This window comes from Vibrio sp. J383 (assembly GCF_023503985.1).
Classification (GTDB): domain Bacteria; phylum Pseudomonadota; class Gammaproteobacteria; order Enterobacterales; family Vibrionaceae; genus Vibrio; species Vibrio splendidus.
Genome location: NZ_CP097293.1, coordinates 1,289,677 through 1,315,015, shown reverse-complemented (window position 1 = coordinate 1,315,015; position 25,339 = coordinate 1,289,677). Strand labels below are relative to the sequence as shown.

General features: G+C 44.5%; 28 protein-coding genes and 1 other RNA gene. 8 read left to right on the top strand and 21 right to left on the bottom strand.

Annotated features, from left to right (window positions below):
• The first annotated feature begins 9 nt into the window (after positions 1-9).
• Complete coding sequence (locus M4S28_RS05970; RefSeq protein ID WP_249632476.1) at positions 10-555, top strand: glutathione peroxidase; 546 nt, start codon at positions 10-12, stop codon at positions 553-555.
• Positions 552-1,019 carry a DUF3429 domain-containing protein gene (locus M4S28_RS05965; RefSeq protein ID WP_249632475.1) on the top strand — a complete coding sequence of 156 codons (468 nt, stop codon included), beginning with the start codon at positions 552-554 and terminating at the stop codon, positions 1,017-1,019. Before M4S28_RS05970 ends, M4S28_RS05965 begins: the two co-directional genes overlap by 4 nt.
• Before the next feature lie 56 nt (positions 1,020-1,075).
• On the opposite strand, the gene M4S28_RS05960 is transcribed toward M4S28_RS05965, so the two are convergent.
• The 6 genes from M4S28_RS05960 to M4S28_RS05935 form a co-directional block, all read right to left on the bottom strand.
• Positions 1,076-1,510: a GNAT family N-acetyltransferase gene (locus M4S28_RS05960; protein WP_249632474.1), complete on the bottom strand. Its 435-nt coding sequence runs from the start codon at positions 1,508-1,510 to the stop codon at positions 1,076-1,078.
• Between the two features lie 38 nt (positions 1,511-1,548).
• Positions 1,549-2,325 carry a phosphotransferase family protein gene (locus M4S28_RS05955; protein WP_249632473.1) on the bottom strand — a complete coding sequence of 259 codons (777 nt, stop codon included), beginning with the start codon at positions 2,323-2,325 and terminating at the stop codon, positions 1,549-1,551.
• Between the two features lie 37 nt (positions 2,326-2,362).
• Positions 2,363-2,977: a LysE family translocator gene (locus M4S28_RS05950; protein WP_249632472.1), complete on the bottom strand. Its 615-nt coding sequence runs from the start codon at positions 2,975-2,977 to the stop codon at positions 2,363-2,365.
• Positions 2,978-3,107: 130 nt separating this feature from the next.
• Positions 3,108-3,425 carry a hypothetical protein gene (locus M4S28_RS05945; protein WP_016768495.1) on the bottom strand — a complete coding sequence of 106 codons (318 nt, stop codon included), beginning with the start codon at positions 3,423-3,425 and terminating at the stop codon, positions 3,108-3,110.
• Between the two features lie 140 nt (positions 3,426-3,565).
• Positions 3,566-5,002, bottom strand: a complete 1,437-nt coding sequence (locus M4S28_RS05940) for a lipopolysaccharide biosynthesis protein (protein WP_249632471.1) — start codon at positions 5,000-5,002, stop codon at positions 3,566-3,568.
• A 16-nt stretch (positions 5,003-5,018) separates the two neighbouring features.
• Positions 5,019-5,945, bottom strand: coding sequence for a glycosyltransferase family 2 protein (locus M4S28_RS05935; protein WP_108161651.1), 927 nt, complete (start codon positions 5,943-5,945; stop codon positions 5,019-5,021).
• Between the two features lie 295 nt (positions 5,946-6,240).
• Here M4S28_RS05935 and M4S28_RS05930 point away from each other — a divergent pair, with 295 nt between their 5' ends.
• Positions 6,241-7,389 (top strand): glycosyltransferase family 4 protein, encoded by a 1,149-nt coding sequence (locus M4S28_RS05930; RefSeq protein ID WP_102503326.1) that lies wholly within the window; start codon positions 6,241-6,243, stop codon positions 7,387-7,389.
• Positions 7,390-7,583: 194 nt separating this feature from the next.
• Here the strand turns inward: M4S28_RS05930 and M4S28_RS05925 are convergent, their stop codons facing one another.
• From M4S28_RS05925 to M4S28_RS05900, 6 genes are all read right to left on the bottom strand, one after another.
• The gene (locus tag M4S28_RS05925) at positions 7,584-8,375 is read right to left on the bottom strand and encodes a ribonuclease H family protein (protein WP_249632470.1); all 792 of its coding nucleotides are present in this window, start codon (positions 8,373-8,375) and stop codon (positions 7,584-7,586) included.
• Between the two features lie 192 nt (positions 8,376-8,567).
• Complete coding sequence (locus M4S28_RS05920; RefSeq protein WP_249632469.1) at positions 8,568-9,059, bottom strand: DUF2059 domain-containing protein; 492 nt, start codon at positions 9,057-9,059, stop codon at positions 8,568-8,570.
• A 108-nt stretch (positions 9,060-9,167) separates the two neighbouring features.
• Entirely contained in the window at positions 9,168-9,509 is a 342-nt protein-coding gene (locus M4S28_RS05915; RefSeq protein ID WP_241903970.1) for a DUF805 domain-containing protein, read from the bottom strand.
• A 347-nt stretch (positions 9,510-9,856) separates the two neighbouring features.
• A complete protein-coding gene (locus M4S28_RS05910; RefSeq protein WP_249632468.1) occupies positions 9,857-10,186 on the bottom strand; it encodes an AzlD domain-containing protein in 330 nt (109 codons plus the stop codon).
• A complete protein-coding gene (locus M4S28_RS05905; protein ID WP_249632467.1) occupies positions 10,183-10,917 on the bottom strand; it encodes an AzlC family ABC transporter permease in 735 nt (244 codons plus the stop codon). Before M4S28_RS05905 ends, M4S28_RS05910 begins: the two co-directional genes overlap by 4 nt.
• A gap of 148 nt (positions 10,918-11,065) precedes the next feature.
• Positions 11,066-11,899: an AraC family transcriptional regulator gene (locus tag M4S28_RS05900; protein ID WP_249632466.1), complete on the bottom strand. Its 834-nt coding sequence runs from the start codon at positions 11,897-11,899 to the stop codon at positions 11,066-11,068.
• A 247-nt stretch (positions 11,900-12,146) separates the two neighbouring features.
• On the opposite strand from M4S28_RS05900, the gene M4S28_RS05895 reads away from it, so the two are divergent.
• On the top strand, positions 12,147-12,485 hold the full coding sequence (locus tag M4S28_RS05895; protein ID WP_249632465.1) for a hypothetical protein: 339 nt from the start codon (positions 12,147-12,149) through the stop codon (positions 12,483-12,485).
• A 51-nt stretch (positions 12,486-12,536) separates the two neighbouring features.
• Here M4S28_RS05895 and M4S28_RS05890 read toward each other — a convergent pair whose 3' ends face one another.
• Positions 12,537-13,460 (bottom strand): DMT family transporter, encoded by a 924-nt coding sequence (locus M4S28_RS05890; RefSeq protein ID WP_249632464.1) that lies wholly within the window; start codon positions 13,458-13,460, stop codon positions 12,537-12,539.
• Between the two features lie 216 nt (positions 13,461-13,676).
• Between M4S28_RS05890 and M4S28_RS05885 the strand changes: the two genes are divergently transcribed.
• Complete coding sequence (locus tag M4S28_RS05885; RefSeq protein WP_249632463.1) at positions 13,677-14,741, top strand: bifunctional transcriptional activator/DNA repair enzyme AdaA; 1,065 nt, start codon at positions 13,677-13,679, stop codon at positions 14,739-14,741.
• 107 nt (positions 14,742-14,848) lie between these two features.
• Here the strand turns inward: M4S28_RS05885 and ffs are convergent.
• Both ffs and M4S28_RS05875 read right to left on the bottom strand, forming a co-directional pair.
• Positions 14,849-14,945: signal recognition particle sRNA small type (gene ffs / locus M4S28_RS05880), an RNA gene on the bottom strand.
• Between the two features lie 196 nt (positions 14,946-15,141).
• Positions 15,142-15,885 (bottom strand): VP0952 family biofilm-associated protein, encoded by a 744-nt coding sequence (locus M4S28_RS05875; RefSeq protein WP_249632462.1) that lies wholly within the window; start codon positions 15,883-15,885, stop codon positions 15,142-15,144.
• Positions 15,886-15,936: 51 nt separating this feature from the next.
• On the opposite strand from M4S28_RS05875, the gene M4S28_RS05870 reads away from it, so the two are divergent.
• A complete protein-coding gene (locus tag M4S28_RS05870) occupies positions 15,937-16,239 on the top strand; it encodes an MGMT family protein (protein WP_249632461.1) in 303 nt (100 codons plus the stop codon).
• A gap of 75 nt (positions 16,240-16,314) precedes the next feature.
• Here the strand turns inward: M4S28_RS05870 and M4S28_RS05865 are convergent, their stop codons facing one another.
• Positions 16,315-16,755 carry a YbaY family lipoprotein gene (locus M4S28_RS05865; protein ID WP_029222253.1) on the bottom strand — a complete coding sequence of 147 codons (441 nt, stop codon included), beginning with the start codon at positions 16,753-16,755 and terminating at the stop codon, positions 16,315-16,317.
• 168 nt (positions 16,756-16,923) lie between these two features.
• Between M4S28_RS05865 and tesB the strand changes: the two genes are divergently transcribed.
• Positions 16,924-17,784, top strand: coding sequence for an acyl-CoA thioesterase II (gene tesB, locus M4S28_RS05860; protein WP_135458979.1), 861 nt, complete (start codon positions 16,924-16,926; stop codon positions 17,782-17,784).
• A gap of 158 nt (positions 17,785-17,942) precedes the next feature.
• On the opposite strand, the gene M4S28_RS05855 is transcribed toward tesB, so the two are convergent.
• Together M4S28_RS05855 and M4S28_RS05850 are read right to left on the bottom strand one after the other, a co-directional pair.
• Positions 17,943-18,608, bottom strand: coding sequence for a hypothetical protein (locus M4S28_RS05855; protein ID WP_249632460.1), 666 nt, complete (start codon positions 18,606-18,608; stop codon positions 17,943-17,945).
• Positions 18,609-18,680: 72 nt separating this feature from the next.
• Positions 18,681-19,136, bottom strand: a complete 456-nt coding sequence (locus M4S28_RS05850; protein ID WP_017073561.1) for an Lrp/AsnC family transcriptional regulator — start codon at positions 19,134-19,136, stop codon at positions 18,681-18,683.
• A 147-nt stretch (positions 19,137-19,283) separates the two neighbouring features.
• On the opposite strand from M4S28_RS05850, the gene M4S28_RS05845 reads away from it, so the two are divergent.
• On the top strand, positions 19,284-20,351 hold the full coding sequence (locus M4S28_RS05845) for a PLP-dependent cysteine synthase family protein (RefSeq protein WP_249632459.1): 1,068 nt from the start codon (positions 19,284-19,286) through the stop codon (positions 20,349-20,351).
• A gap of 129 nt (positions 20,352-20,480) precedes the next feature.
• On the opposite strand, the gene M4S28_RS05840 is transcribed toward M4S28_RS05845, so the two are convergent.
• From M4S28_RS05840 to M4S28_RS05830, 3 genes are all read right to left on the bottom strand, one after another.
• Positions 20,481-20,801, bottom strand: a complete 321-nt coding sequence (locus M4S28_RS05840; RefSeq protein ID WP_010439576.1) for a DUF1244 domain-containing protein — start codon at positions 20,799-20,801, stop codon at positions 20,481-20,483.
• 127 nt (positions 20,802-20,928) lie between these two features.
• Entirely contained in the window at positions 20,929-24,042 is a 3,114-nt protein-coding gene (vexH, locus tag M4S28_RS05835; protein WP_249632458.1) for a vibriobactin export RND transporter permease subunit VexH, read from the bottom strand.
• Positions 24,042-25,118: an efflux RND transporter periplasmic adaptor subunit gene (locus tag M4S28_RS05830; RefSeq protein WP_249632457.1), complete on the bottom strand. Its 1,077-nt coding sequence runs from the start codon at positions 25,116-25,118 to the stop codon at positions 24,042-24,044. The genes vexH and M4S28_RS05830 overlap by 1 nt, the downstream gene beginning before the upstream one ends.
• Positions 25,119-25,339: the final 221 nt, after the last annotated feature.

Below are 25,339 nucleotides of genomic sequence, written 5' to 3'. Positions count from 1 at the left end.
GCCAAACCTATGAAACATTCACTGCTGTGCTCCACCGCCCTAATCGCGAGCCTAACAAGTTCATTCGCATTTTCAGCTAGCTGCCCTGAGATACTCAACGGCAAACAAAGGTTGTTAAATTCAAACGAAGAGATTGAGCTTTGTGAAGAGTTTCAAGGTAAAACCCTTTTGGTTGTAAACACAGCCAGCCAATGTGGCTTCACACCACAATTTGAACAACTCGAACAACTGCATCAGACCTATAAAGATCAAGGCTTCACAGTTGTCGGCTTCCCAAGTAATGATTTCCGCCAAGACCGAGGAAGCGAAGAGAAATCGGCTAAAGTCTGTTATCTCGACTATGGTGTTACCTTCCCTATGATGGCGCGAGCTTCGCTGTCTGGCAGCAGCGCTAACCCTGTGTTTGCAGAGATACAACAGCAAGCTGGCGTGACACCCAAGTGGAACTTCTACAAATTCTTGATCAGCAAAGAAGGCAAAGTGGTGGCGACCTTCCCTAGCTCGACATCACCTGTAAGTGCGACACTCAAAAATGCAATCGAGCAGCAATTATGAGATCTGATTACATGGCGACAACTCAAACCCGCAATACCATGGCCAAGCTGGGTTACATGGGGCTAATCCCGTTTCTATTTGGCCTACTGCTATCTCTGACCGACAGCCAATTCCTAGGCTTGAGCGGCGAAACACTCTTCATCACCTACAGCGTCGTCATATTGAGTTTTTTGTCGGGTATTTTGTGGGGAAATGGCATCGAAAATTTCGAAAGCCAATCGAGCAACAAAGCGCTGATTCTAAGCAACGTGGTTGTGCTAGCCGCGTGGGTAGCGGTGCTACTTGGGGAACAAAAAGAGTTCATCACTACCCTAGTTCTTATCATCGGCTATATTGCGGTTTGGCGAGCGGAAAGGTCAATGAGAGAAGAGAACCAAAGTGAAGGCCCCGATGGCTATTTTGATATGCGAACCCGACTGACCTCTAGCGTGGTGTTGATGCACGGTATCGTGATGTTGACCTAGCTCTGTGAACCTTTAATTAAGGTGTGCGCCTTTCAATAAACAACGTTAGCGAGAAACTAGACGACGAGCTGCATCACCAACCTTGGCTCATCATCGCCAAAATAGTTCGACTCTTCTTTAATCGTGACAAAACCCATAGACACATAAAGCGCACAAGCCGACGCATTATTTGGATCAACGGTAAGTAACACCTTGGATTCTTCAGGCAGTGTCGCTAACGCCTGTTCCATCAACGAACGTCCCACTCCCATACCTCGAAATTGACCATCAACGGCCAGTGACAGAATCCAATATTCTTGTGGTTTGTTCGTTGGCGTCATCAACACATAGCCTGCAACCTTCGACTCTTGTTTCGCTATCAACAAGCCCTTCCCCCAGCAATCAAATGCCTGACGAAAGAAAAATAGCGGATAGGCGTGGTCGCCAAACAAAGCACGTTCAAGCTGGTAGATATCAGCCAGTTCTTGTTTTTCCGCACAGACAATATTCATAGATAGACCTTTATAGATTAACTACAACCGCCCTTCAGCTACAACTGACCTTCAACTGAAGCCAGCCAAGTTGGCAATTGCTCTCTAAACCAATTGATGTATTTCGAAGCTTCAGGGTTGTTACGCGTGACTAATATATTCGTCACTTCTACTACGATCCAGCTTTTAGCCATGATCAATTGCTTTATTAATTCTTCACGCGGAATCAAGGTATTATGGCAAAGGTACCGATCAACAATGCGCTCATAATCAGACAAGGAACCCATTCGCGAAACGAGTGGTGCCAAATCTATCGCAGGGCTGCCAAAACCAAAACGCTCCCAATCAAATAGGACCAACTGTCCATTATCTCTTCTCCCCCAATTGCCCTCGTTCGCATCACCAGAAACCAAAGTTTGATGCTCAAAAAGATCGCCACTCAATTGCTGAATGCACAGCAAACTCTCTTGGGTTACTTGAGGTAATTTCAGAGATGCTAAAGCAGTACTCGTATCACTCGCTGTCCAACAATGCTCTTTGACTTTAAAACTAGGCACATATTGAGATTGATGAATACAAGAGAGTTGCTGAAACACGTCACTTGTCATTTGTAGCTCGGCAAGACAAACCGAATTAGGAATGTATTCGAGATAAAGCTCACAGCCATCGACCGCAAGAAGTTGAGGCGTATTCACTCCATCAAGATGCTGCGCTGCGTGTTGGTAAAAAGCAACTTCAACCTCGCCAGCCCCTTGTTTATGTATACAAGGAAAGCCATTACGCTCATTTAAAGAAACCTGCGCAGCGCCCATTTGTGAGAGGTCTTGATTACTCATCGCATTCCTTCTATCCGTGTAAACAGCAGAACGAACCCTACTGACGGCTAACCAACAGATTCGCACCCGATAGAGCAAGAAACACAGAACATGCTTTATTGAAGCGCTTGGCCATTTGAGGTTTTGAAAACCAATTTCGTAGATATAAGCCAAAGGCAGCATAGATAGAAATAGCGAGTATCTCTAACACAAGAAATGTGCTTCCCAAGATAAAAAACTGAGTGTTAACGTTAGCTGAAACATCAACGAATTGAGGTAGAAATGCGGTGAAGATAAGAATGGCTTTAGGGTTGCCAGCTGCGAGTGTGAACTCTTGTTTGACTAGGCCGAACCAATTTTTGTTACGATCAATTCCAACAATAGGACTGGCTTGTGAGCGCCATAAGTTAAACGCAATCCACAATAAATACATGGCGCCAAACAGCTTGATGAGAAAGAACAAGGTTTCAGAAGTATACAGCACAACTGCTAAGCCCGATGCAGCTAACGCGATCATGCCAGAAAAGGCAGCAATTCTTCCTAACCCAGCAACTAAAGCTGCTTGAAAACCATAACAACGAGCGTTATTCAACGACAATAGATTATTTGGGCCCGGCGTCATGTTGAGCGCAAAACAGGCCGGTATAAACAGCAGTAACTTCCATATTTCCATTGGGGCTTCCTAGTTACAATATGCCAAGGTTATTGAATCGTTTAACGCAATATTACCTTTTATAACAGCATTTGAAATCTTTTATAGTAACACTTGAAAGCTGTGCCAATACTCTGCCACACCCCTTGAATTAGTTTTCGAAAAATTGCTCGTATTCTGGAGTCGACAGGTTTTCCGCGACGCCAATCTCACCGACGATATAAATCGCACTCGCGAGAGTTTCTAACGTTTGATTCGGCTCGCGTTCAGGTACGTCGCCAACAACCGGAACAGATTTAGGTTCAGAGACAGAATTACAAACAACACTTTCACATACGATGTTTTGTTGTTCCAACGAGATGGCTTCTGGTACATCAAAGTCTCCCGCTGATAAATCAGAGTTAGAAAGGTCTAAGGCACCGTAAGAGAAGGTCGAAAACAGAGCTGAAAGTACAATCCACTTATTCATAATTCTTTCCATAGTTAATATTCATCAAACTTATAAATACTATCTAATCATAAACATTATGAACAGTGTTTTATTTAAAATTTCTAAGACTTTTGATTCACTGACTTAGAAACATTCGAGTTCTGAAGTAGGAGGTAATATCAACTTACCTGTGAATGTTTGTTTGACGTGAACCTATCAAGCACCGCCTGAGGGATCATGATGACCGAGTATTTAATAAAGGCCACAAGCGTCATCACTGCCACAAAGCTTCCTAAAATAAAGTCATGAACATCAACGAGCACCAACCCGAGCAATCGATCACAAGTGACCGCAACTACCGCAATACTGAGCGCTGTCATCCATTTACGGTGATCATAAGGTAAATATTCCATTTTTTGGCTTACGATATAGAGCAGTGACAGCCTCACGGCATAAGTACCACAAAGCACCACTACAACGCCCCACACGCCATAAATGGGCGTCACGGTGACATAACCAATCGCAGCTAGAATCGCACACCCGCCTTGTATCCACATTTGCGATTGGCTTGAGTGACCACTGAAACAACCAAGGTTGAGGTAATCCCCAGCGTTTTTAATCACACCAATCGCCAGGAGTGCTACAACAATCGTACCTGCATATTGATAACTGCTTGGCAAAATCAAAGTAATAAAACCAGGCACAGTGAGGATCATCAAACAACCCAACACAATGGCCAGATTAACGCCGACCAGCGCTCTGTCCGCACACTCTTTTTTACCATCAGGTTGTTGCAGCATGGCCACCCGATTTGGAAACCACCACAGAGCATAAGGCTGCAGTAGCAAGCCAAGCAGCAATGCAAACTTGCCGCTGACCGCATAGATTGCAAGTTCTTCAACACCAACAAAGCTTGCCATCACCCAACGGTCTAGGCCTGTAATCATGTAAATAGAAGCACCACCGACTAACGTGGGCAATCCAAATTTTAGGATCTTAGCGGAGTATTTGAGGCTGCCAAATGAGCCCATCTCCTGCCATTGATAACGCAGTAAACACAGCATCAATAACACACTCGAAACAGCGGCAGATATTAGTACACCATCAATGCCATAACCCGCTTCAAGCAATGCAAACGTCATAGCAGCTTGCACACTCGCTTTCAACACATTGAGCATGCAAAAGCGCTTAGCCATCGCATTCATTCGCATCAATGTTAACGGGATAGAAATCGCACCATCTAACATGGTCGGTATTAGCAAAAGTAGGATTTGATAAGGTTGGAACTCGACGGGAAGCATCAGTAACAACAACGGCATACTAAGAGCAATTAAAGCCCCTCCTAGCACACAGACCAAGACACTCAACGTGAAACAGTTCGAGACAAGCTTTCTCTTTTCTTCACCCTCAGCGACGCCCACATACCGGTACATTGCCTCAACAATCCCAAAGCTAAATAGGATCGTCCCGATGTCAGCCAATAAGACAATGGCTTCTAAAGAACCGTATTCAACCAACGTCATCTTATGGGTGATATAGGGGATCATCACGAGTGAGATCCCTTTCATCATCACAATGCCAATGGCGTAATAGGCAGACTGTTTTAGTGACCCCATAGCAGACACCTATTCCTTACAATGCAGGCATTAGGAAACTCTTACAGTCTCCAAGTAGATGTCGTAACGTTCGTTTTTGCGGAGCCAAAACTAACGAGCGGATACTGTATGAGATAGCCAATCGGTTTTTTTGTAAGCCTCGATAATAGTCAGCGTAGCCTTCCAGTATTCTCGCCTTTGCGATTTTGAAGCTGGAAGTGGGTAGATTCCATCGTTGACTGTCATTTTGGTAATGTTGAAGAATAGTCTCTATAGACTGCAAATTTCTCAATTTAAGACTTTCAGTTTGGGTAACAGAGCTGGCTCTCATCAAGTAGCCAACCTGCACAGAGTTCAACACACCAATCTGATGGCTTTCACTCATTCGAAGCCACAGTTCCCAATCTTCCCCATACTTGATGTCAGCATTGAAACTGTCTGTTTGAGAAAACACATCCGCTTTTACCATGACCGTCGATGTTCCAATTACATTGTTTTCAATGATGAACTCCAACGGGTTCTCGATATTGATGAACAGCTCGTCTTGGTCTTGAAACTGCGACCAGTAACTAAAGCAGTCGACTATCACTTGGTAATCTTCAGTAAGGTGTTCGTAGTTAGTAAAGCTCATCGCGAGATCTGGGTATCGTTGATGAAATTCGAGTTGGCGTTCGAGTTTTTCAGGAAACCAGAAGTCGTCTGCGTCTAAAAAAGCGATGTATTCTCCGGTCGCTTTTTCAATCCCTAGGTTTCTCGCTTGAGGCGCCCCGACACCCAATGTGGATAAGGTAATAATGCGTTCATCGTCTATCGAAGCGAGATACGTCGACGTTCCATCGTTGCTGTTATCGTCAATGACAATGAGCTCAACATCTTGATGAGTCTGCTTCAGTACGCTGCCAATTGCCTTCGGCAGGTAATCCAAACAATTGTAGGTAGGAATAACAACACTTACTTTAGCCATAATGACGCCCTCAGATTTATACGTTATATGGCTGACGTTGCATGTTCTATGCCGAGAGTGTATTGCTATGAAATCACTTTTAGATCAGTCGCCTACGCAGACACTCTCAAAATGACGAACAGGGTGATCAGACATGAGCGTCAAAACTCCAATTTGATTATCAATTTGAGAAAATGAGCCACTTCTTGGGAGATAACCTTCGGAAAACCATCGAAAAGCCCTCCAAAACTACGATTTTATCTTGGTTCGTATTTTGCTTATTTGACTTTAATAGCATTAGTCAAAGGAGCAAAAAATGAAGAAAGTAGCATTTATAGCACCAACTTATCCTGTACTCAGTGAGACCTTCATCCAAACAGAAGTCGACTCAGTGAAAGCGTGTGGGCACGATGTTTGTGTAATGACGTTCGAAATTGAAAACAGCGAAAAACAGTTCGACTACGACATTGTCGAAATAGGCAATAATGCTCGGATGGGTAAAGTCGCCAGCATCAACTGGATAGGGTTCATCAAGGCTGTCTCATTTATTTCTAAGCAAACCAGCATGCCCAAAAAGTCACTGTTCGCTTATGGATTCAAACTGGCGCTGCAACTCGCGGAAAATGACGTCGAACACGTTCATGCGCATTTCTGTCAGCACACCACAGCTCACGCCATCGTCGCGGCAAAACTGTTGAACATCACTTGTTCATTCGTGGCTCACGGTCATGATGTTTACGAGTTCGCTTATGATATTGAACATAAGATTTCATCGAGTGATTTTGTGGTTGCAGTATGTAAAGACATGCTCGCTGACTTCAACACCATGGCAAAAGGAAACATTAAACTCCTGCACTGCGGAGTCAATACCAAACAATTCCAACTCAACCCAAAAACCGAAACGAAGCAACTTCGCTTTGTTTTCCTTGGCCGATTAGTCGAGCAAAAAGGCATCCACCATCTTATTGATGCATTAGCGCCGATTGCCGAACCTCTCGATATTCATCTCGATATCATCGGTACTGGCGATTTAGAGCAACAGTTAAAATTGCAGGTCAAAGAGCAAGGGCTCACTCGAAACGTGACATTTCTTGGCGCTAAACCTCACGAGTGGGTCAAAGAAAAACTATCGAATTATGACAGCCTAATCGCGCCCTTCTGTTTTTCAGAAACTGGATGTGTGGATACAGGTCCACTGGTTTTAAAAGAAGCGATGGCCGTGGGCACACCAGTCATTACAACCAACATCATGGGATGCAAAGAGATCGTCTCACCAGAAACAGGTTTTGTGGTTAGCGAAAAGAACGTGGAAGAATTAAGAGAAGCGATTGAGCGTTTTGCACAACTAAGCAGTAACGATAAAGCATCGATGGGGTTAAAGGCACGTGAGAGAGTGAAAGACAGTTTTAATTCGATCAAACAAGCTCAGCAATTATCTCGTTGGATAGAGAACCCAGCTCAATAAGGATTAACACAGTCAGCTGAGCATCACACTAACTACTCAGCACCATAAAAAACTAAGCACCATAAGAAAACGGAGCACCGCAAAAACAAAAGAGCGCTACATTGATTTGAAATGTAACGCTCAACTTAGCACAGCCTAATGATGGCAACTTATGCTTTCAGTAACTTTCATTAACTTTTCATTAAGAAGCCTAGCTAGCCTGCTCGCAGTGCCAAAATAGACTCAATATCGTCGATGTCACGATATTGAGCTAGCTCCTGCTCTTTCGATGAAATAGCCACAATCGACATTCTATCGGCCAATTCGTTACCTTCAATACCAACGTGTCCGTTCACATGGTAGATGGTGATTTTTGAAGCCAGTTCTTGGTAGAGAGCATACGCAGGCTTAATAATATCGAGGTTTTTGATCTCGCCGCCCGACTTGGTCCAGCCTTTTTTCTCCCAGCCCGTTGCCCACTTAGTAATACAGTCAATCGAGTATTTTGAGTCACTATAAATTGCAACCGACAAGCCGGCTTGCAGTTTCTCTTTTGCAATTATAAATGCTTGCTTTAAACCTTGTAGCTCTGCGGTATTGTTAGTACCCATTGGCTGGTAAAGGCCATACCACAACTCAGTTAAATCGTTGTTCAGGTACACCGCTAAGCCTGTACCGGCTTCACCTGGGTTTGGCTCACAACCGCCATCAGTAAAGATCTTGATATCAAAAGGCATATCAGTGATTTGTTGTTGAGAGAGAGGCGGAACCTTCGCTTTAGTCGCCTTACCCGCAGCACTTGGCTTGGTCGATGAAGATCCAGATGTTGAAGCAGAACCTGACGCAGACGACGTTTTACCACCGAAAGCAGATTCAGCCTCGCCTAGTGTTTGAAACGATTTATATCTCGCCCCTGCAAAGCCATCGACTTGCGATTTACACTCATTCCAAGTAGTAAAAATACCCGGTGTACGACCGTTCCAAACCACATAATACTTCTTAGCCAAATTAACTCCTTACCAGAACCTTAAAACACGATCCCCACACCTAAAATGATTCAGCTGTGGGGACGCTATTATGCCTGATTACGTTCGCAACACATAAGTCATTACATGGAATACACACGGTGTTGTGAGAATAGATGCATTATCGAACAAGAATAGAGCGTTAATTAGAATCACCAACCTGATGACTTCTAATTAGGAGCCTCTATGTGCTTTTAGATCTTGTTTTAGTTTGATCGTTAGCTTTTGAACCTTAGGTATCACTTGCTGCATTAATGACTGAGTCATAACCATCGACTCTGTCGTCACAGTTGGCATTTTTTTCAGGATGCTTTTCCCATGTTCTGTTTTGTAGAAATCAATCATCGCACCGAGCTCATCTTCAGTGAATTGATTACTGTAGATCGTTACAATTGTTGGTTCTAGCTTTTGCCAACTGACCTCTTTTTTCATCAACTCGTTCATGCTTTGATAGTAATCATCAAAGATAGCTCGTTCTGACTCCGAAACCTCTAGCTCTTTAGACATATTGGTCATCATGCTATCCATTTGAACGTATACCGCGTCCAACGTGGAATCAACATCCATGATCTGAAGAAGCTCTTGTACTAATGCTTGCTTAGTATCTTGTGCAGCCGATAATTTCAGAGGTACGAGTAGAAATAAGATTACGAGAAATCTGTACATTGTTAAGCCCTTATATCCTGTTAAATTAATTACGCTATGCGTTCGACATATAGATAGCTCATCGAACACACTCTTAAATGCCGCGGATAACGCATCATATTGAGCAAATTAAACTTGGGGTACCGACCTAGGATTATCACCATACTTGTTTGCTCCTGCAGTACCATTAAATGCTAAGAAACATAACATGATAAAAAAGCCGGCTACAGGAACAAAAAAGAGAAGTACCCACCATCCAGTCCTTCCCATATCGTGTAACCTGCGTATCGTGACTGATAAGCTTGGTAAGATGATAAATAAAGAGAATACCCCACTTAAAATTCCGATCGCAGAATTCGAGTTATACCAACCTAGCCCTTGATCTATGAGAGTTAAAACGAGAGTAATTACGACGCTTACAGCGAAAAAGTACCAGTACTCTTTGCGACGAGCTCTCCCTCGAAACTCCATAGGCTTCTTTAATACTTCAATAAACCAATTCATTTAAACCTTACCTAATTGCGAAATCGACATACGTAAAAGAGCAACTCAACATGTTGAATTATTTGCAAATTTACTTTCTTTTAATCCATAAGTAAAACGAATTAAACAGCACGAAGTTATATAAAATCAATTGCATTCAAATAAGAAACATCATTCGGAAATTTTTAGGGAGGTAAGGACAGATCGCCTCTGAATAAAGGAGCACAGATATTTATACTAAATAGAACCTAGGGGTACTCGTTTCAAGTAATGACTCATACACTTGAAACGAGGATAACTAATGCCGTGACACACCGTATCAAGTGAGCTGCGTATTAATGAAAAAGGAAATCAACCGCGACAAGGTTATAGAACAAAAACACCGCCATGCTGACGCCGATCGTTAACAGCACATTGCCGGTTTTCCATATCAACAGACCAGTCACAAGAGCGCCGATCAAATACGGGTTTTCGAAACTTGGCCAAAATGTCTGCTCTGGTGCAAATACAATTGGTCCCCAAATAGCCGTTAATACCGCAGGGCTTGAATAACGCAGCAGGCGACGCGTGGTTTGATTTAATCGAAGCGGGATTGCAGGCTCCAAAAACAGATACCGACTAAAAAAAACAATCGCAGTCATGAGTAATATCGTTAACCAAATCATACTGACTCCCCTTCACTAGCTCGTTTCTGACCATTATTACGTTCAACAAATGATTCACTAATGAAGCCCGCTAACATGCCAGAAATCGCAGCAATCATCAGCCCTCCTTCAATCTGATTGACCGCCATTGTCACAGAGGTCACCAATGACACCACGACACACACCACCGTAGGAAGTGTTCGAATCAAAGGAAAAACCAAAGCAATGAAAGTCGCGGCTACCGCGAAATCGAGGCCAATTTCGTTAAGTGATGGAATTTGACTACCTGCGACAATGCCGACAAAGCTGGCAATATTCCAAACGAGGTAAAATCCGCCGCCCACGCCTGCGGCATACCAACGATTAAACTCTTGTTGGGATTGCCCACTGCAAATCGCGAACAGCTCGTCTGTAAGCCAAAAGCCAAGCAACAGACGCCAACGAGCTGGAAGATGACTGATTTTGTCACGCATCGATACGCTATACAAAAAGTGCCTAGACGTGATGAATAAGGTAGTCAGCAACATAGTGCCTAAACCAATGCCCGCCTTGAACATACCGGCTGCGACAAGTTGCGCTGAACCTGCAAACAAAATAGCCGACATGGCTTGCGCTTGAAGTTGATTCAATCCAGCATCTATCGCGTATGAGCCTGCTAGTATTCCCCAAGGGATAACCGCGATACTCAAAGGCATTGCTGCTAAAACGCCCTTCCATAACTGTGTTCGTCTATCCATTTTTTCACTATCCATTTAATTCTGCTCTCTCTTCACATTGGTTATTCAATGTAAAAAGAGTTGAGTTGGTTCGATTGTACAAACTTGCTCAATTTTGTAACCCTGCTCATCGCACCTATCCGCCCGAACTTATCCGCATTTGGCCGCATTTGGCCACGCCAGTTTAGAGCATCTTGATGTATTGCCCCGGCGTGTAGCCATTGGCCTTTTTGAAGTGCCGATGAAAATGGCTTTGGTCGTGAAAACCACACTCTTGAGCCGTATCTGAAATGGTATGCCCTTGTTTCAACAACTTACGCGAAAGCCTTAACCGAGATTGGATTTGATACGCATGTGGCGGAAGGCCAAATTCTTTCTGAAAAGAACGCACTAAGTGAAACGGGCTCAAAGCCGCCAGTTTAGACAGCTCATCTAAAGACACATCGGCCTGTGGAAAATCATCTAGAAACTCTTTCACCAAGACAAGCTGGCGCTGAGCCTTCCCATCGAGTTGAGGATTAAGCGGAGATTTACCATGTCGGCTAATCAGTTTAACCAACATCCCATACATCAAAGTTTCTCTTAGCAGGCGATTATCTGATTCATCAATCGTGTTGAAAACTAATCTGAGCTGATTGGCGAGTTCAGGATCTTCAACAACAGCTCTTGGGAAGTAAGGCGCGCCGTAGTTCGGTAAGTTTAGCTCTTGAGTGATCTTAGCAAGTTGCTCTGGGAGTGGGTACATCGCGCGATACGCCCAACCGCCTTCAGTGGCGGAATGACCGCTATGAACTTCGTCAGCGTTGACCAGAATGATGGCATCTTGAGGTGCGACATGATGCCCTCCCGTTCGATAAAAACGCTGAGCGCCCTGTTCGATGACTCCAAGCGTGTAGCCCTCGTGGCTGTGGCGTGAGAAGTTCTGCTTTTCATATTCTGCATTGAGGATTTCAAGGCCACCGAGTTCTTCTGTGATCTTGTATTCGGCTTTCTCTTTAGAACACTTTTTGTTATCCATAACCATCCCCAAGCCTTTTAATTATCGAGCGACTTATCAGTCTACTCTATAGGCTCTCACAACTTTTGTACAAAATTGCGCATTTGGTCGTTAATACCGCTTTTGTCGTTGGCTTAAAGCACTCGATTACACGTTCTAACTGGGACAAAGATCCTGCTATTCAATCGCTTGGCAAAAAATTGACAAACCCTTTCAACATTAGTGCTCATAATCGCTCTTTAAACGAGCAGTAGTCGTCAGAGATAGAATGAAAAAAACCATAGCCCTCTTATTTGTCTTAAGCCTAACTGGCTGCACACACAATCAATCCAAAGCTTTAAGTATGAACGCCTCATCGGTTAATACATACCCGCAATCTATGTCCAACTTGCAACTATGCGACACTCTGTATTATGGACGGTCGAGTAACCAAACACTCGCAGCGATTGGCAGTGAGTTTAATCGTCGAGGGCTGTCAAAAAGTTGGTGTGATATAGAAACCAACAAGCTCTACTTAACAAAGACAATTGATTGGGTTGCTGACCAAGTAGAAGACAAAGAAGATTCAGACGAAGAAGCGTCTGCTGTTGTGTTACCTGCGAATTAACGCCGTTTACTAAAAACGGCTTTGTGATGAAGATTGGGGGCGATATACCACTCAAGTCTTTGCCAGTTTAATACGGCGCCACAATCTTCCATCGATGGCTGACAAGCCAATAGCGATCAACAACATGCCAACAAAGTGAATCACTTCTAACGACTCATTGAGGAACAGAGAACCAAGCAAGATGGCGGAAATAGGCACTAACAAGGTAACGAGTAATACATTGGTCGCCCCTGCCAGTTCTAGAATTTTAAAGTACAGAACATACGCGACCGCTGTCGATAAAACTGCAAGCCCAGCGATAGCCGCCCATGTATCTCCACTCATTGCTACAACATCAAGTGGGCCATCCACCATTAACGCAACAGGGGTTAAAACAATCGTTGATGCTGTTACTTGCCCTGCCGCTGTGATAATCGGATTGATCTTCATAGCTTTGAATCGACGACCGTACACTCCTGCAAAAGCGTATGACAAAGCAGCCGCGATGATTGCCAACTGAGCAATAAAACTGCCACCTCCGCTCAGAGCAGGCAACCCTATCATCACAACCACACCAACAAAACCAATGCCGACACCCACGAGTTTTAGCGGTGTTACACGCTCATCAGGTAATAGTATTCCTGCCACCACAACCGCGAAGATCGGTGTCGCTGCGTTAAGAATCGACGCTAGCCCAGACGCAATTTGAGTTTGTCCCCAGACGATAAGCGCGAACGGGACGATATTATTAAGTAAACCCATTCCTAAAAAAGCCCCCCAAACACGCAACTCTTTAGGCGGGCGAAGCCCTATCATCAAAGCAATAACCCACAAAGTGATGGCAGCAATTCCCACTCTAAGCGCGACTATGGTTAACGGAGGAAGATCAGTAACCACAACACCAACGAAGAAGAACGATCCTCCCCATAGCATGGAAAGAACAATCAGCATTGCCCACACACGGGCATTCATTGAGATATTAATAGTCGATGTCATGGTTCAGTTCACTCTTAAATAATTGGTATGTGATCAATCTTAGCGACCCACAGAAATACAAAACATCCGATTTTTGCGTTATATCTATATTGTTCAATCCAAGAGCGATTGAACCTCAAGTGCTTATAATAAAATTAGTTAGCAAGAAACGGATGGAACCATCACCGAACATGCGGTTAGATAGTGATAAACCAGTAATTAAGTAGAGATTAAGCCATGCCAATGCCACCAGAACTCGAAATGAGAAAAGCGATAGCCGTCAGAGACAAGTTTTTCGACGGGCAATTTTTCTATGGTGTTATCACTACGGGTGTTTATTGCTTGCCATCGTGTTCTGCGAGGCCTGCAAAACCTGAGAACTTGAGGTTCTTTGAAAGCATTGAAATGGCGATGTTGGCAGGCTTCAGGCCATGCAAACGCTGCCACCCTTTTCCGGGAAACTCTCGAGTAGAAAAATTGGTAGAAGTTGCACGCCACATTGAAGCACACGCTGATGAGAAACTCACACTTTCTAGCTTAGGTGAAATTGCGGAATTATCTCCCTCACGATTACAAAGGCTGTTCAAAGAAGCATTCGGAGTGTCACCTAAAGCGTATCAAGATGCCGTTCGAATGCGTCACTTTAAGAGCTCTCTAAAACAAGGAGACGGCGTAACCGATGCCATCTACGCTTCTGGTTTTGGCTCAATCAGTCGTGTTTATGGAGAAGCAACTCGCAACATCGGTATGGCACCAAAAGCCTATCGAGCAGGAGGCGCTGGCGAAACGATCAATTATGCATGCCGCCAAACTTCACTCGGTTTCATGATGATGGCCGCGACCGATAAAGGCGTCTGTTTCGTGCAATTTGGTGACAATGAACAAACACTATTAGAGCAATTGCGTAGCGAGTTCCCAAAAGCCGAACTGACAATTTCTGCGTCACTAGATACGCCCGAGTTGGATTTCTGGATAGAAGCTCTCGATCAGCACATCAGTCAAGGCGCCCCAAGACCTGATTTGCCACTCGATATTCGAGGAACTGCATTTCAGATTAAGGTATGGCAATTTTTATTGAGCATCAAAGAAGGCGATATTGTGAGCTACAGTGAAGTGGCCGATGAGATCGACAAACCAAAAGCCGTTCGAGCGGTAGCATCAGCTTGTGGTAAAAACCGGATTGGCGTGCTGATACCTTGCCATCGCGTTCTGAGAAGTAATGGGGAGCTAGGTGGATACCGTTGGGGATTGGAACGTAAACGCGCGTTATTAGATAAAGAGCGATTAGTACGAGACAAGTAAGCGCTAGAGTAGCTAATCAATAGACTTGAAGACGTTATTTAAAACTACAATTAAAAAGCTTCAGATAGCAAAAAGCCGCTCATTAAGAGCGGCTTTTTTAAGGGGTGGGAACCCAGCCACATCCCGGCACACAAGTCACTCGCTGCGGCTGCTCCCTTCCAGGCCTGACCGAGTTCACGAGTTATTGTTGCGGGAGGACCAGGCCCCCATAGATTCGTTTTCTAAGAGGCTTGCCTCAAAGAGTGATTGGATTATTAAGCATCACAGCAACCATTGCAAGCCCTTCCACCCTATTTTTGAACAATTGCTGTCTAAGTGCTTATCCTTTATTCAAACCACTAGAAAATCGCAGGTAAATTCACCATTTACCTGCATTTGTAAGGTTCGGGTTATCTACGTACTAGATATCGATGTCTTCGTTATCTTCTGTACGAATGATGTAGTCTGTCATCCACGCGGTGCCTAATAGACATAACCACACCACAAAGACTGGACTAGGCACTTCGATGCTTGGGGTAATCACCAGTGCCGCAAAACCAACCGTCGGCAATGTCCAACACAATAATTTATTCCAGCGGAAGGTTTTCAAGCGCGTCAGTGTTTCCATCGATGCCATGATGCCCGTTACACACAAAGCAACCAAAGCGGCATAAGGTAAATCGGCCATCCATAATGGAAGTATTAAGCCTAATGACCACCAGCTGTGTCGGCTGGCTGGTTTAAGGTGATTCGCTGCCCACCAAATAACGATGATTGACAAGGTTTGTAGTGTGGTAACCCAAGGAACGCCTTCAAGCTTACCTGCAGATTGCGTGACCATGATTCCGACTTGTAGCGTTGCGACGATCAAGCCAGAAATAATCACGACCGACAAACTGCTGCGTTTTGAAAAGACCACCATCAATAGTGGGAATAATACCCATACACTGACTGAGAGCGTGATGGGTTGTAGCGGTAGCGTTAATCCATAAGTGGTCATGGAGACAAGCAAAGCTAATCCTGCGATGCCTCCTTGCGGCAAAATCCATAAAGCAGGAATGACCATTGCAAGTACTGGGATATCTCCCTCACTTAAACTGATTGCTCTCGCGCAGACAACCGCTAATAATGTGGTTATCAAGAACTGAAACGTTGAAAATACCATAGCCCTCTCCTTCTACCGATCCGTGGTATTAATGAACTAGGAACTTTTAGTATGGACCAATTTTTGCCCCAAATCTTTGCTGTGATTCACCAAATTCCATATGGGAAAGTAACAACTTATGGAGACATAGCACGTTTTTCAGGTTTTCCGGGCTATGCACGACATGTAGGTAGAGCATTAGGCAACTTGCCTGAAGGAAGTAAACTACCTTGGTATAGAGTGATTAACAGCAAAGGTGAAATATCTTTAAAGGGTGATTCGTTCGACCGACAAAAGCAGCATTTGGTTAAAGAAGGGGTTGAGGTGAGTGATGCAGGAAAGATCAAACTCAGAATATACAAATGGCAGCCCTAGAGCTGCCACTAATCGCTAATTCAACTGGCTAAGTGAAGCCAATCAAGATGCCTTAACAATGGCATCGATTTCTTGTTAACGAACACCAACTAAACGTAGGTCTGCTTGCTGTGTATTTTCTACATCAGTAATTACTGACTTAATAGTGTCAGTAGTGAAGCGCAGTTTACCGTCAACGTGAATCGTTGCGCGCATGTTGTAACGGTGGTTAGCTTTAATCTTGTTATTGTCGTAGCTCAGCTCGAATGCGAACGGCACTTGCTTACCGTCAGTGGTGAACTCTTGAGTTGCGATAACTGTCGATGGTGCGTCAGCCAGTGAGATGTCTTCTAGCGTAACAGTCACCACGGCATTCTCTGGCAATGCAATTCTTTCACGGTAGCTTACTGTTCCTGAAATCACTTGAGTGTTCTCTGCAACCACTTCCTGAGAAGCGTTCGTTTCTGATGTTGCTTGGCAACCAACAAGTAGGCCAAACGATACTAAAGACGTAATAAGAATTAGAGCCTTTTTCATATTCAATTTCTCTCAACATGTTTGCCGGACTCGGCAAATCTACCCACCAATTATAAGAGAGCTTTCATATTCTGTCTTGAAACCCTATGATTTATTGACAGATATCTGACTAAGCTAAATGATTAACACAATAATCTGACATCCATTTTACCAAGAGGCATGCTGGCGATGAGTCAACCTTTACAAGAATTATTAAGTTTACTTCAGCTAGAGAAGCTGGAAGAAGGTCTGTTCCGCGGGCAAAGTGAGAACCTAGGTCTACCACAGGTTTATGGTGGTCAAGTATTAGGGCAAGCGCTTTCTGCTGCTCGTTATACCGTTCAAGACGACCGTAGTGTGCACTCGTTTCATAGTTACTTTCTATTTCCTGGCGATCCTGAAAAGCCAATTATCTACGATGTTGAGAACCTAAGAGATGGACGCAGCTTCAGCACACGTCGTGTTAAAGCGATTCAAAATGGCCGCCCTATTTTCTATCTCACGGCTTCTTATCACGGTGATGCTCCAGGCTTTGAGCACCAGATTTCAATGCCTGATATTCCTGGGCCAGAGAACTTTGCATCTGAAACCGAGTTAGCGAGCCACATTGCTGAGTTCCTACCAGAGAAACTGCGTAAAACCTTCTGTGGTGAAAAGCCGATTGAGATGCGCCCTGTAACGGTCGTGAATCCACTCAATCCTAAGAAGGCGGAAGCGAAGCAGTACCTTTGGGTAAGAGCAAATGGCGCAATGCCAGACAACCAATTGATTCACCAATACCTGCTGGCTTACGCGTCCGATTGGGGATTCTTGGTGACAGCACTTCACCCCCATGAAGTGTCAATCATGACGCCCAACTTCCAAGTTGCGACGATTGACCACTCTATTTGGTTCCACCGTCCATTCAAAATGGATGAATGGCTGCTATATGCGATTGAAAGCCCGACCGCGGCCAACACTCGCGGCTTAGTACGTGGTGAGATTTACAACCAAAAAGGTGAGCTAGTCGCGACAGCCGTTCAAGAAGGTGTGATGCGCTTTACCAAGTAACGAGCAAACACTTTTTATAACTGTGAGCATTTTTTAAAAGCGACGTACATTTTTAGAAACGGCGAACAAGCACGTTCAAACCCAAAAGGGGCTAGGTATCATACCTAGCCCCTTTTTAGTAACGCTGACGAAAGAACGTCACACAAAAACAGTAAACTCTATTCAACCTCTAACGTCGGCTCGAATTCACTTTGTACTCGCATTTTAATGCCATCTCCCGCGTCTCGCAGTAGATTAAATGGTGATAGCACCACCCCTTTCACCGCACCTTCTGCAGCTCCCTGAGCTAACTCTCTACTCTTATCGGCTAGCAAATTAGCTTGCACCAAAATATCAGGCACTTCAGCTCTAAGCATTTCGGATTCAGTGACAATCACTGGAATGGTTTGCTCTCGATAAGATTTACTTTCCGCGAGCATTGGCGGCATTACATCGACACGGTATCGTTTTAATTCCGTCAGTGTTGGGGGAATAACATCGGTTCTTACTTGCTCTACTTCGGTTCGAACACTCTTAACTTCATCTAAGATAGCGGGGATTTTGCTATAAACCGATGAAACGGTTTGATTAACTTCATCGATGGTTTTACGGACATCTTCTACAGTATCCAACACCTGAGGAGCCAGTTCATTAACATGCTCAGCAAACGCCAAAAGCTCTTCCACTTTCAATCCCTTGGTGAGACCCGATAAGTCTTCAATAACTTGCGGATAAGTATCGACGATGTCACCGACTTTATTGGTAAATGAATAGATGGTGTAGCCTAAGTAAAAAATAGCGACAGCTAGCAGTAATTGGATAGCGGTAGATACTTTTGCAAACATGAATAATCCTTTTCTTTATCGCAAAGGCGATGTCTAAACTGAAACGAGAGGTAGCATAAGATTAGGTTAAGCTTAAAGTGGCAATGCTGTCGTGTACTTCAGTGGTTCCATCGCAAAAGTCGACGTCACATTAGATATACCATCAATGCTATTCACTAAGCGTTTGTAAAAGTCGTCAAAGCACTTCATGTCTTTCACCTGAACCTTCATCATATAATCATACTCGCCCGCCATACGATAGAACTCCATCACTTCTGGAAATTCAGACACAGTATTCACAAAACGACCATACCACTCATGAGAATGATCACTGGTTTTAATCAATACGAACGCGGTAAAGGAAAGATCGAGCTTTTCAGGGTTCAACAACGCGACTCTTTTCTCAATAACTCCGTTCTCTTCAAGCCGCTTAAGTCTTTTCCAACAAGGCGTGGTCGTCAGGTTGACCGCTTCAGATATGTCATTCAACGACAGCGTGCTGTCTTCTTGTAACAACCTTAATATCTTTTTATCTACGGCATCTATCACACTTTCACCAAATCAGTTTTAAAGAGAATAATTTTCTACAATTTAAGCAAAACAAAGGAAATATGGCAAAGTTTTTCTCCTTGGATATCGCTAAATTATAACCATACCAATTACAAAGAATTCCTACTTAGTCTCAGGAGAACGCCTATGTGTACTGACCATCAATGGATTAACAACGCGATTCGTAAAATTGAAGCCGATTACCAACGCTCAGCGGATACGCACCTGATCAAGCTCGATCTACCTAGCGTAGAAGGCATTGATATTTATCTTAAAGATGAAAGTACACACCCAACAGGCTCTTTGAAGCATCGTTTAGCGCGTTCCCTTTTCCTCTATGCGATTTGTAATGGTTGGGTTGGCCCAGAAACCACGATCATTGAATCGTCATCAGGCAGTACAGCGGTGTCTGAAGCGTACTTTGCTCGCCTGCTTGGTCTTCCGTTTATTGCGGTAATGCCAAAATGCACAGCGAAAAAGAAAATTGAACAGATTGAATTCTACGGCGGTCAAGCGCACCTTGTTGAGCGTTCTGACGAAATCTACGCAGAGTCTCGTCGTTTAGCTGAAGAGTTGAATGGGCATTACATGGATCAATTTACTTACGCTGAGCGTGCAACCGACTGGCGTGGTAACAACAACATCGCGAACTCGATTTTCAATCAAATGCAGATGGAAGATCACCCAGTTCCAGCTTGGGTAGTAATGAGCCCAGGTACTGGCGGTACTTCTGCAACTATCGGCCGCTTCATTCGCTACCAACAGCATGAAACTAAGCTTTGTGTTGTCGACCCTGAAAACTCTGTATTCCAAGAATACTTCCTAACAGGCAATGCGAACGTGAAAGGCAATACATTCAGCAAGATTGAAGGTATTGGTCGCCCACGAGCAGAGCCAAGCTTCATTCCTGGTGTGGTTGACGAAATGCGAAAAATCCCAGACGCAGCAAGTATCGCTACTACGCATTGGCTGTCTGATATTCTTGGCCGAAAAGTTGGTGCATCAACCGGTACCAATATGTACGGTGTGCTTCAACTAGCCAGTGAAATGAAAGCACGCGGAGAGAAAGGCTCTATCGTGACTTTATTATGTGACAGTGGCGAACGTTACCTAGACACTTACTTTAATGACGAGTGGGTAAATCTAAATATTGGTGACCTACAACCTTACGCAGCGAAGTTAGAAGCTTTCTCGCAAACGGGTGAGCTAGCTTAAGCTCGACACTAGCATTCACAGCTAAGATTAGCGTACAAAATTAAAAAGAGCCCTGATGGGCTCTTTTGCTATATGCGGTTTGTTCTAAGTGCTGCTTGATCTGTACATCGTTACTGCTAATACGACAAATTATTCTGGCTTCTGCTTCGCTTCAAATGCTGCTAGCTGTTCAGGCGTCGCCTTTGGCTGATGATTTTGCTTCCACTCATCGTAAGTCATTCCATAAACGCGCTCACGAGCGTCATCGATATCCAAGTCTAGGCCTTGTTGCTCAGCTTCGGCTTTGTACCACTTGCTGAAACAGTTACGGCAGAAGCCCGCCAAGATCATCAGGTCGATATTTTGCACATCTTTGTTGCTATCTAAGTGTGCTAACAGGCGACGAAAGGTTGCTGCGTCTAGTTTGTCTTGTTCTTCTTGAGAAAGATCTTTGTATTTAAATTCAGCCACTTTACTTTCCTTTATTATTTGTTTTCTTGTATTCATTCGTTGAGCTGTAGTTGTTATACAAAAAAAGCCTGCCATTCGCTAGGAGCAAACGCAGGCTTTTCAATATTATTACACTATTCCATGTTCATTAACCGTGACTGCTTCTACCCACGTTGTCATGGCTCAGCTCTTTATTTAGAACCGCTTCCACATGGCCAGGTGAACGCGTCGTACCCGAAACCAGTCGATACATCGCAGGGATAACGAACAGAGTAACTAAGGTCGCAAAGCCCATACCAAAGAAGATAACCGTACCCACAGCCACTCGGCTTTCGTAACCCGCGCCCGTTGAAGTAATCAATGGGATTGCACCGGCTAGTGTGGTGAACGCCGTCATCAAGATTGGACGTAAACGTCGAGCCGAAGCATCAATGATCGCCTTTTCAAATTCGATGCCACGGTCACGAAGTTGGTTAGCAAACTCTACGATCAAGATACCGTTTTTGGTCACCATACCGATCAACATGATCATACCAATCTGGCTGTAGACATTGAGCCCTTGATTCATCAACACCAAACCTAAGAAACCACCAAAGATACCCATAGGTACGGTGAACATCACCACCAGCGGGTTAATGAAGCTCTCAAACTGCGCAGCCAATACCAAATACGCCACCAACATCGCTAGCGCAAACACCACTAAGATACTCGATTGGTTCTCTTTGAAGTCTTTTGACTCGCCAGAGTAGCTCACTGAGATATCGCCTGGTAACTGCTCAATCGCTTGTTCATCAAGGAAATCCAGAGCATCACCCAGCGTGTAGCCTTCCATTAGGTTCGCTTTGATGGTCACCGATTTCTGCTTGTTGTAGTGCGATAAACGAATCGAGGATGCCACTTCTTCAATGTGCGTCAGCGTGTCGAGCGTAACTAGCTCGCCAGACTGAGTTCGCATGTAGATTTGGCTCAAGTCATTGGCATTATTAAAGCTGTTTTCATCACCACGCAAGTAAACATCGTACTCTTCACCACGGTCAACGAAAGTGGTTTCACTACGGCCGCCAAGCATGATCTCTAACGTATCTGAAATGTCCGAAACGCTAACGCCTAGCTCGGCTGCACGTTGCTTATCTACGGTTACTAATAACTCTGGTGTTTTCTCAGAGTAATCGATGTCCGCACCTTCCATCATTGGAGAGTCTTCAGCCGCTTGCTTTAACAGTTCGCCCCACTTCTGAAGCTCAGAGTAATCAGAGCCACCCAGTACGAATTGAACAGGCTCACTTGAACCACCTTTGAAGCCCGGCATGAACGGGAATACACGTACATCAGGAATACCATTTAAAGATTTACGAACTTCGTTCAGCGCTTCCTGAGCGGTTTCATCACGTTCATCCCAATCTTCCAGGATCATGATAACGAAGCCCGTTTGGTCGCCAGCATTACCACCAAACGCTGGTGATTGAATACTGAATGACTTCAAGAAACCTTGACCAAGCAGCGGCATTAGGCGCTCTTCAACGATGTCCATATTGGCAGACATACGGTTGTAACTGGTTGCATCAGCACCACGAACAAACGCAAAGATAACACCACGGTCTTCTTGAGGCGTCAGTTGCGACGGCACTTGTTGCATCAAGCCATAACTACCGCCCATACACGCGATAATGATAATTGGAGCTGCCCAACGCCAGTTTAAAGCACGGCGCAATACCGAGCGGTATCCAGACTCAAGTTTGCCAAATACGCGCTCGACAAACAGGTTGAAACGGTTTGGTTTAACGTTCGCTTTTAGGATTTTACTGCCTAACACTGGCGTTAACGTTAGTGCGACTAGCGACGAGAAGATCACCGACATCGCCAACAGTACCGAGAACTCCGTAAACAGGAGACCGACCATGCCATCCATGAACGAGATTGGCAGGAATACCATCACCAATACAAGCGTTGTTGCGATTACCGCGAATCCTACTTCACGCGTCCCTTTATAAGCCGCAAGCAGTGGCGATTCACCACGTTCAATGTGGTGGAAGATGTTCTCAACCACTACGATAGCGTCATCAACCACCAGACCTATAGACAGGATAAGTGCCATCAAGGTAATCAAGTTGATAGAGAAGCCGAAGTAGTACGCCGCAATAAACGACGAGATTAGCGATACAGGAACGGTCACTGCTGGAATCAGCGTTGCACGCGCTTGACCAATGAAGACGTAAAGCACGAGGATAACTAAACCACCCGTAATAAAGAGTGTGCTGTAAACCTCAGAGATCGAACGATCGATAAAGACAGTTGAATCATAGTCGACCGCCAGTCGAGTCCCGTCAGGCAGGAACTTCTGAATCGCCTCAACTTCTTTATGGACTAAGTCAGCAACCTCAAGTGGGTTCGCATCTGACTGAGGCACAATGCCCATACTAACGTTAACAACGCCGTCACTCTTAAAGGTCGAGTTCTCGTTTTCTGCGCCAATGTAAACATCCGCTACGTCTTTTAAGTAGATAGGTGTGTTATCAGAGGCACGTTTAACGACTAGGTATTCGAAATCTTCCGCTTCAGTGTAAGAACGAGCAGTACGAACCGACATCACAATCGCATCGTTACGTACTTCACCACCCGGGCTTTCAATGTTCTCACTGTTTAACGCAGAAGTGATGTCCGAAGTAGTAACGCCACGACCTGCCATCTGCGCAGGTTTCAGCTTCACGTACATTACTTTGTACAAACCGCCAGAAATATCCACCGAGCTCACACCTGAGATCAAACTAAAGCGGTCAATCAACACACGTTCGGTGTAATCGGTTAACTGCGTTCGGTCCATCTCCGTCGAGCTTAAGTTGATGTAGACCGAGGCTTCACCACTACCGTTGTTCTTATAAACAATTGGGTCGTCGGCTTCGTCTGGCAATGAACGCTGAGCACGCGCTACGGCATCACGAACATCACTCACACCGGTGTTGAGGTCGTAACCAAGCTCAAAAGTAATCGTGATACGCGACATACCGTTACGCGTTGTGGATTCGATCTCATCGATACCACTGATGCCGGATAACTGATCTTCAAGATTGGAGGTTATTTGACTTTCAATGATGGTGGCAGACGCACCCTCATAACGAGTACTGATCGATACCACCGGGCTTTCAATATCAGGCATCTCACGAACTGCAAGCTTATTGAAAGAGACAATACCAAACACAACCAAAAGCAGACTCAATACGACAGCCGCTACTGGTCTCTTTACAGAAACATCAGATAACAACATTAGTTAGCGCCTTCTTGTGCTGCTGTATTTTCATCAAGTTTAGCTGGGCGATTAACGGCGAGCTCTTGAACCAACACTCCGTCACGCATGTTCACGATACCTTGCACCACGATCTTCTGGCCAATCTCGATGCCCTTGTCGATCACAACTTCGTTATCGATACGCGCACCCAAGAACACTTCGGTACGAGTCGCTTTGTTATCTTCGCCAATAACATAGACGAAACGCTTAGTACCAGAATACTCAAGCGCTTGAACTGGGATAATCGGCGCTTCTACAGGAGGGAAATCCATATCAGCTGCCACTAGCATGCCCGGCTTTAGGTAATCATTATTGTTGCCAAAGTGGATTCGAACTCGAAGGTTCAAAGTTTCAGCATTAATACGAGAATCAATGCCTACCACTGTGCCAGTGAACTGAGTCTCGCCCCACGCACTGGTGCGAGCCGTCACTGTCATGCCTTTAGACAGCTTAGAAAGGTAACGCTCAGGAATTTGAAGATCTAACTGCATCACAGACAAATCATCTAAAGTCACAAGCTCAGTACCTGCTGTCACCATTTTTCCGCGGCTAAAGTCGATAAAACCGACCGTGCCAGAGAAAGGCGCGCTGATGTGTAAGTCTTTAAGATTGGCATTGGCGGCAGCTAGGCGAGCATTGGCGATTTCAACATTGGTTTTCTGAGCGTCAATTTCAGTTTGCGTGATCGCGTTGCGTTTAACTAGTCGTTGGAATTCCGCTAGCTTACGTTTTTCGTCTTTTAAGTACGCTTGCGCTTCTGCAACTGCAGCTTTTGCTTTGTCGTCATCTAATTGAACCAACATCTGCCCTTTGGTGACATCTTGATTGGCTTTGATGTTGATAGAGTCAACTCTGCCCGCTACTTCAGAGGTAATGATCACAGATTGTTCTGCTTCTAACTTACCTACCAAAGAAAGAGATTGGCTAACTTGGTGAATATCAACTTGCTCAGTAACAACAGTGACAGTGCTAGGACCCATGCGTTTAGCTAGTGCGGCTGGAGACGCCATAAGAATCGACAAGCTAAGCAGGGTTAAAACAGATTTATGCTTCATAATAATGGTCTGCAAGTAAGGTTTATACCAATCACAGTGAGTAAGTGGTCAGAAATAGCGTAGGGAAAAGGCTTGAGAACAAGGCAGCATTTTCGATAAGTAGTTATCCTACAATCAAAAATTCTAACGCCGTTATCGAGCATTTTAACAAGCTAGAATGACAAGTTACTTACTACGATTGGTATTAATATCTATAAATGAAATTAACCGTATTCTATCAA

Bases quoted from the DNA above. Each gene is read 5' to 3' on its own strand.
- M4S28_RS05950 (WP_249632472.1), bottom strand. From the start codon at position 2,977: ATGGAAATATGGAAGTTACTGCTGTTTATACCGGCCTGTTTTGCGCTC.
- M4S28_RS05830 (WP_249632457.1), bottom strand. From the start codon at position 25,118: ATGAAGCATAAATCTGTTTTAACCCTGCTTAGCTTGTCGATTCTTATG.
- M4S28_RS05895 (WP_249632465.1), top strand. From the start codon at position 12,147: ATGAAAAAAACCATAGCCCTCTTATTTGTCTTAAGCCTAACTGGCTGC.
- M4S28_RS05865 (WP_029222253.1), bottom strand. From the start codon at position 16,755: ATGAAAAAGGCTCTAATTCTTATTACGTCTTTAGTATCGTTTGGCCTA.
- tesB (WP_135458979.1), top strand. From the start codon at position 16,924: ATGAGTCAACCTTTACAAGAATTATTAAGTTTACTTCAGCTAGAGAAG.
- M4S28_RS05920 (WP_249632469.1), bottom strand. From the start codon at position 9,059: ATGTACAGATTTCTCGTAATCTTATTTCTACTCGTACCTCTGAAATTA.
- M4S28_RS05960 (WP_249632474.1), bottom strand. From the start codon at position 1,510: ATGAATATTGTCTGTGCGGAAAAACAAGAACTGGCTGATATCTACCAG.
- M4S28_RS05905 (WP_249632467.1), bottom strand. From the start codon at position 10,917: ATGGATAGTGAAAAAATGGATAGACGAACACAGTTATGGAAGGGCGTT.
- M4S28_RS05890 (WP_249632464.1), bottom strand. From the start codon at position 13,460: ATGACATCGACTATTAATATCTCAATGAATGCCCGTGTGTGGGCAATG.
- M4S28_RS05855 (WP_249632460.1), bottom strand. From the start codon at position 18,608: ATGTTTGCAAAAGTATCTACCGCTATCCAATTACTGCTAGCTGTCGCT.
- M4S28_RS05935 (WP_108161651.1), bottom strand. From the start codon at position 5,945: ATGGCTAAAGTAAGTGTTGTTATTCCTACCTACAATTGTTTGGATTAC.
- M4S28_RS05845 (WP_249632459.1), top strand. From the start codon at position 19,284: ATGTGTACTGACCATCAATGGATTAACAACGCGATTCGTAAAATTGAA.
- M4S28_RS05970 (WP_249632476.1), top strand. From the start codon at position 10: ATGAAACATTCACTGCTGTGCTCCACCGCCCTAATCGCGAGCCTAACA.
- M4S28_RS05945 (WP_016768495.1), bottom strand. From the start codon at position 3,425: ATGAATAAGTGGATTGTACTTTCAGCTCTGTTTTCGACCTTCTCTTAC.
- M4S28_RS05915 (WP_241903970.1), bottom strand. From the start codon at position 9,509: ATGGAGTTTCGAGGGAGAGCTCGTCGCAAAGAGTACTGGTACTTTTTC.
- M4S28_RS05910 (WP_249632468.1), bottom strand. From the start codon at position 10,186: ATGATTTGGTTAACGATATTACTCATGACTGCGATTGTTTTTTTTAGT.
- M4S28_RS05900 (WP_249632466.1), bottom strand. From the start codon at position 11,899: ATGGATAACAAAAAGTGTTCTAAAGAGAAAGCCGAATACAAGATCACA.
- M4S28_RS05965 (WP_249632475.1), top strand. From the start codon at position 552: ATGAGATCTGATTACATGGCGACAACTCAAACCCGCAATACCATGGCC.
- M4S28_RS05885 (WP_249632463.1), top strand. From the start codon at position 13,677: ATGCCAATGCCACCAGAACTCGAAATGAGAAAAGCGATAGCCGTCAGA.
- M4S28_RS05875 (WP_249632462.1), bottom strand. From the start codon at position 15,885: ATGGTATTTTCAACGTTTCAGTTCTTGATAACCACATTATTAGCGGTT.
- M4S28_RS05870 (WP_249632461.1), top strand. From the start codon at position 15,937: ATGGACCAATTTTTGCCCCAAATCTTTGCTGTGATTCACCAAATTCCA.
- M4S28_RS05930 (WP_102503326.1), top strand. From the start codon at position 6,241: ATGAAGAAAGTAGCATTTATAGCACCAACTTATCCTGTACTCAGTGAG.
- vexH (WP_249632458.1), bottom strand. From the start codon at position 24,042: ATGTTGTTATCTGATGTTTCTGTAAAGAGACCAGTAGCGGCTGTCGTA.
- M4S28_RS05955 (WP_249632473.1), bottom strand. From the start codon at position 2,325: ATGAGTAATCAAGACCTCTCACAAATGGGCGCTGCGCAGGTTTCTTTA.
- M4S28_RS05940 (WP_249632471.1), bottom strand. From the start codon at position 5,002: ATGGGGTCACTAAAACAGTCTGCCTATTACGCCATTGGCATTGTGATG.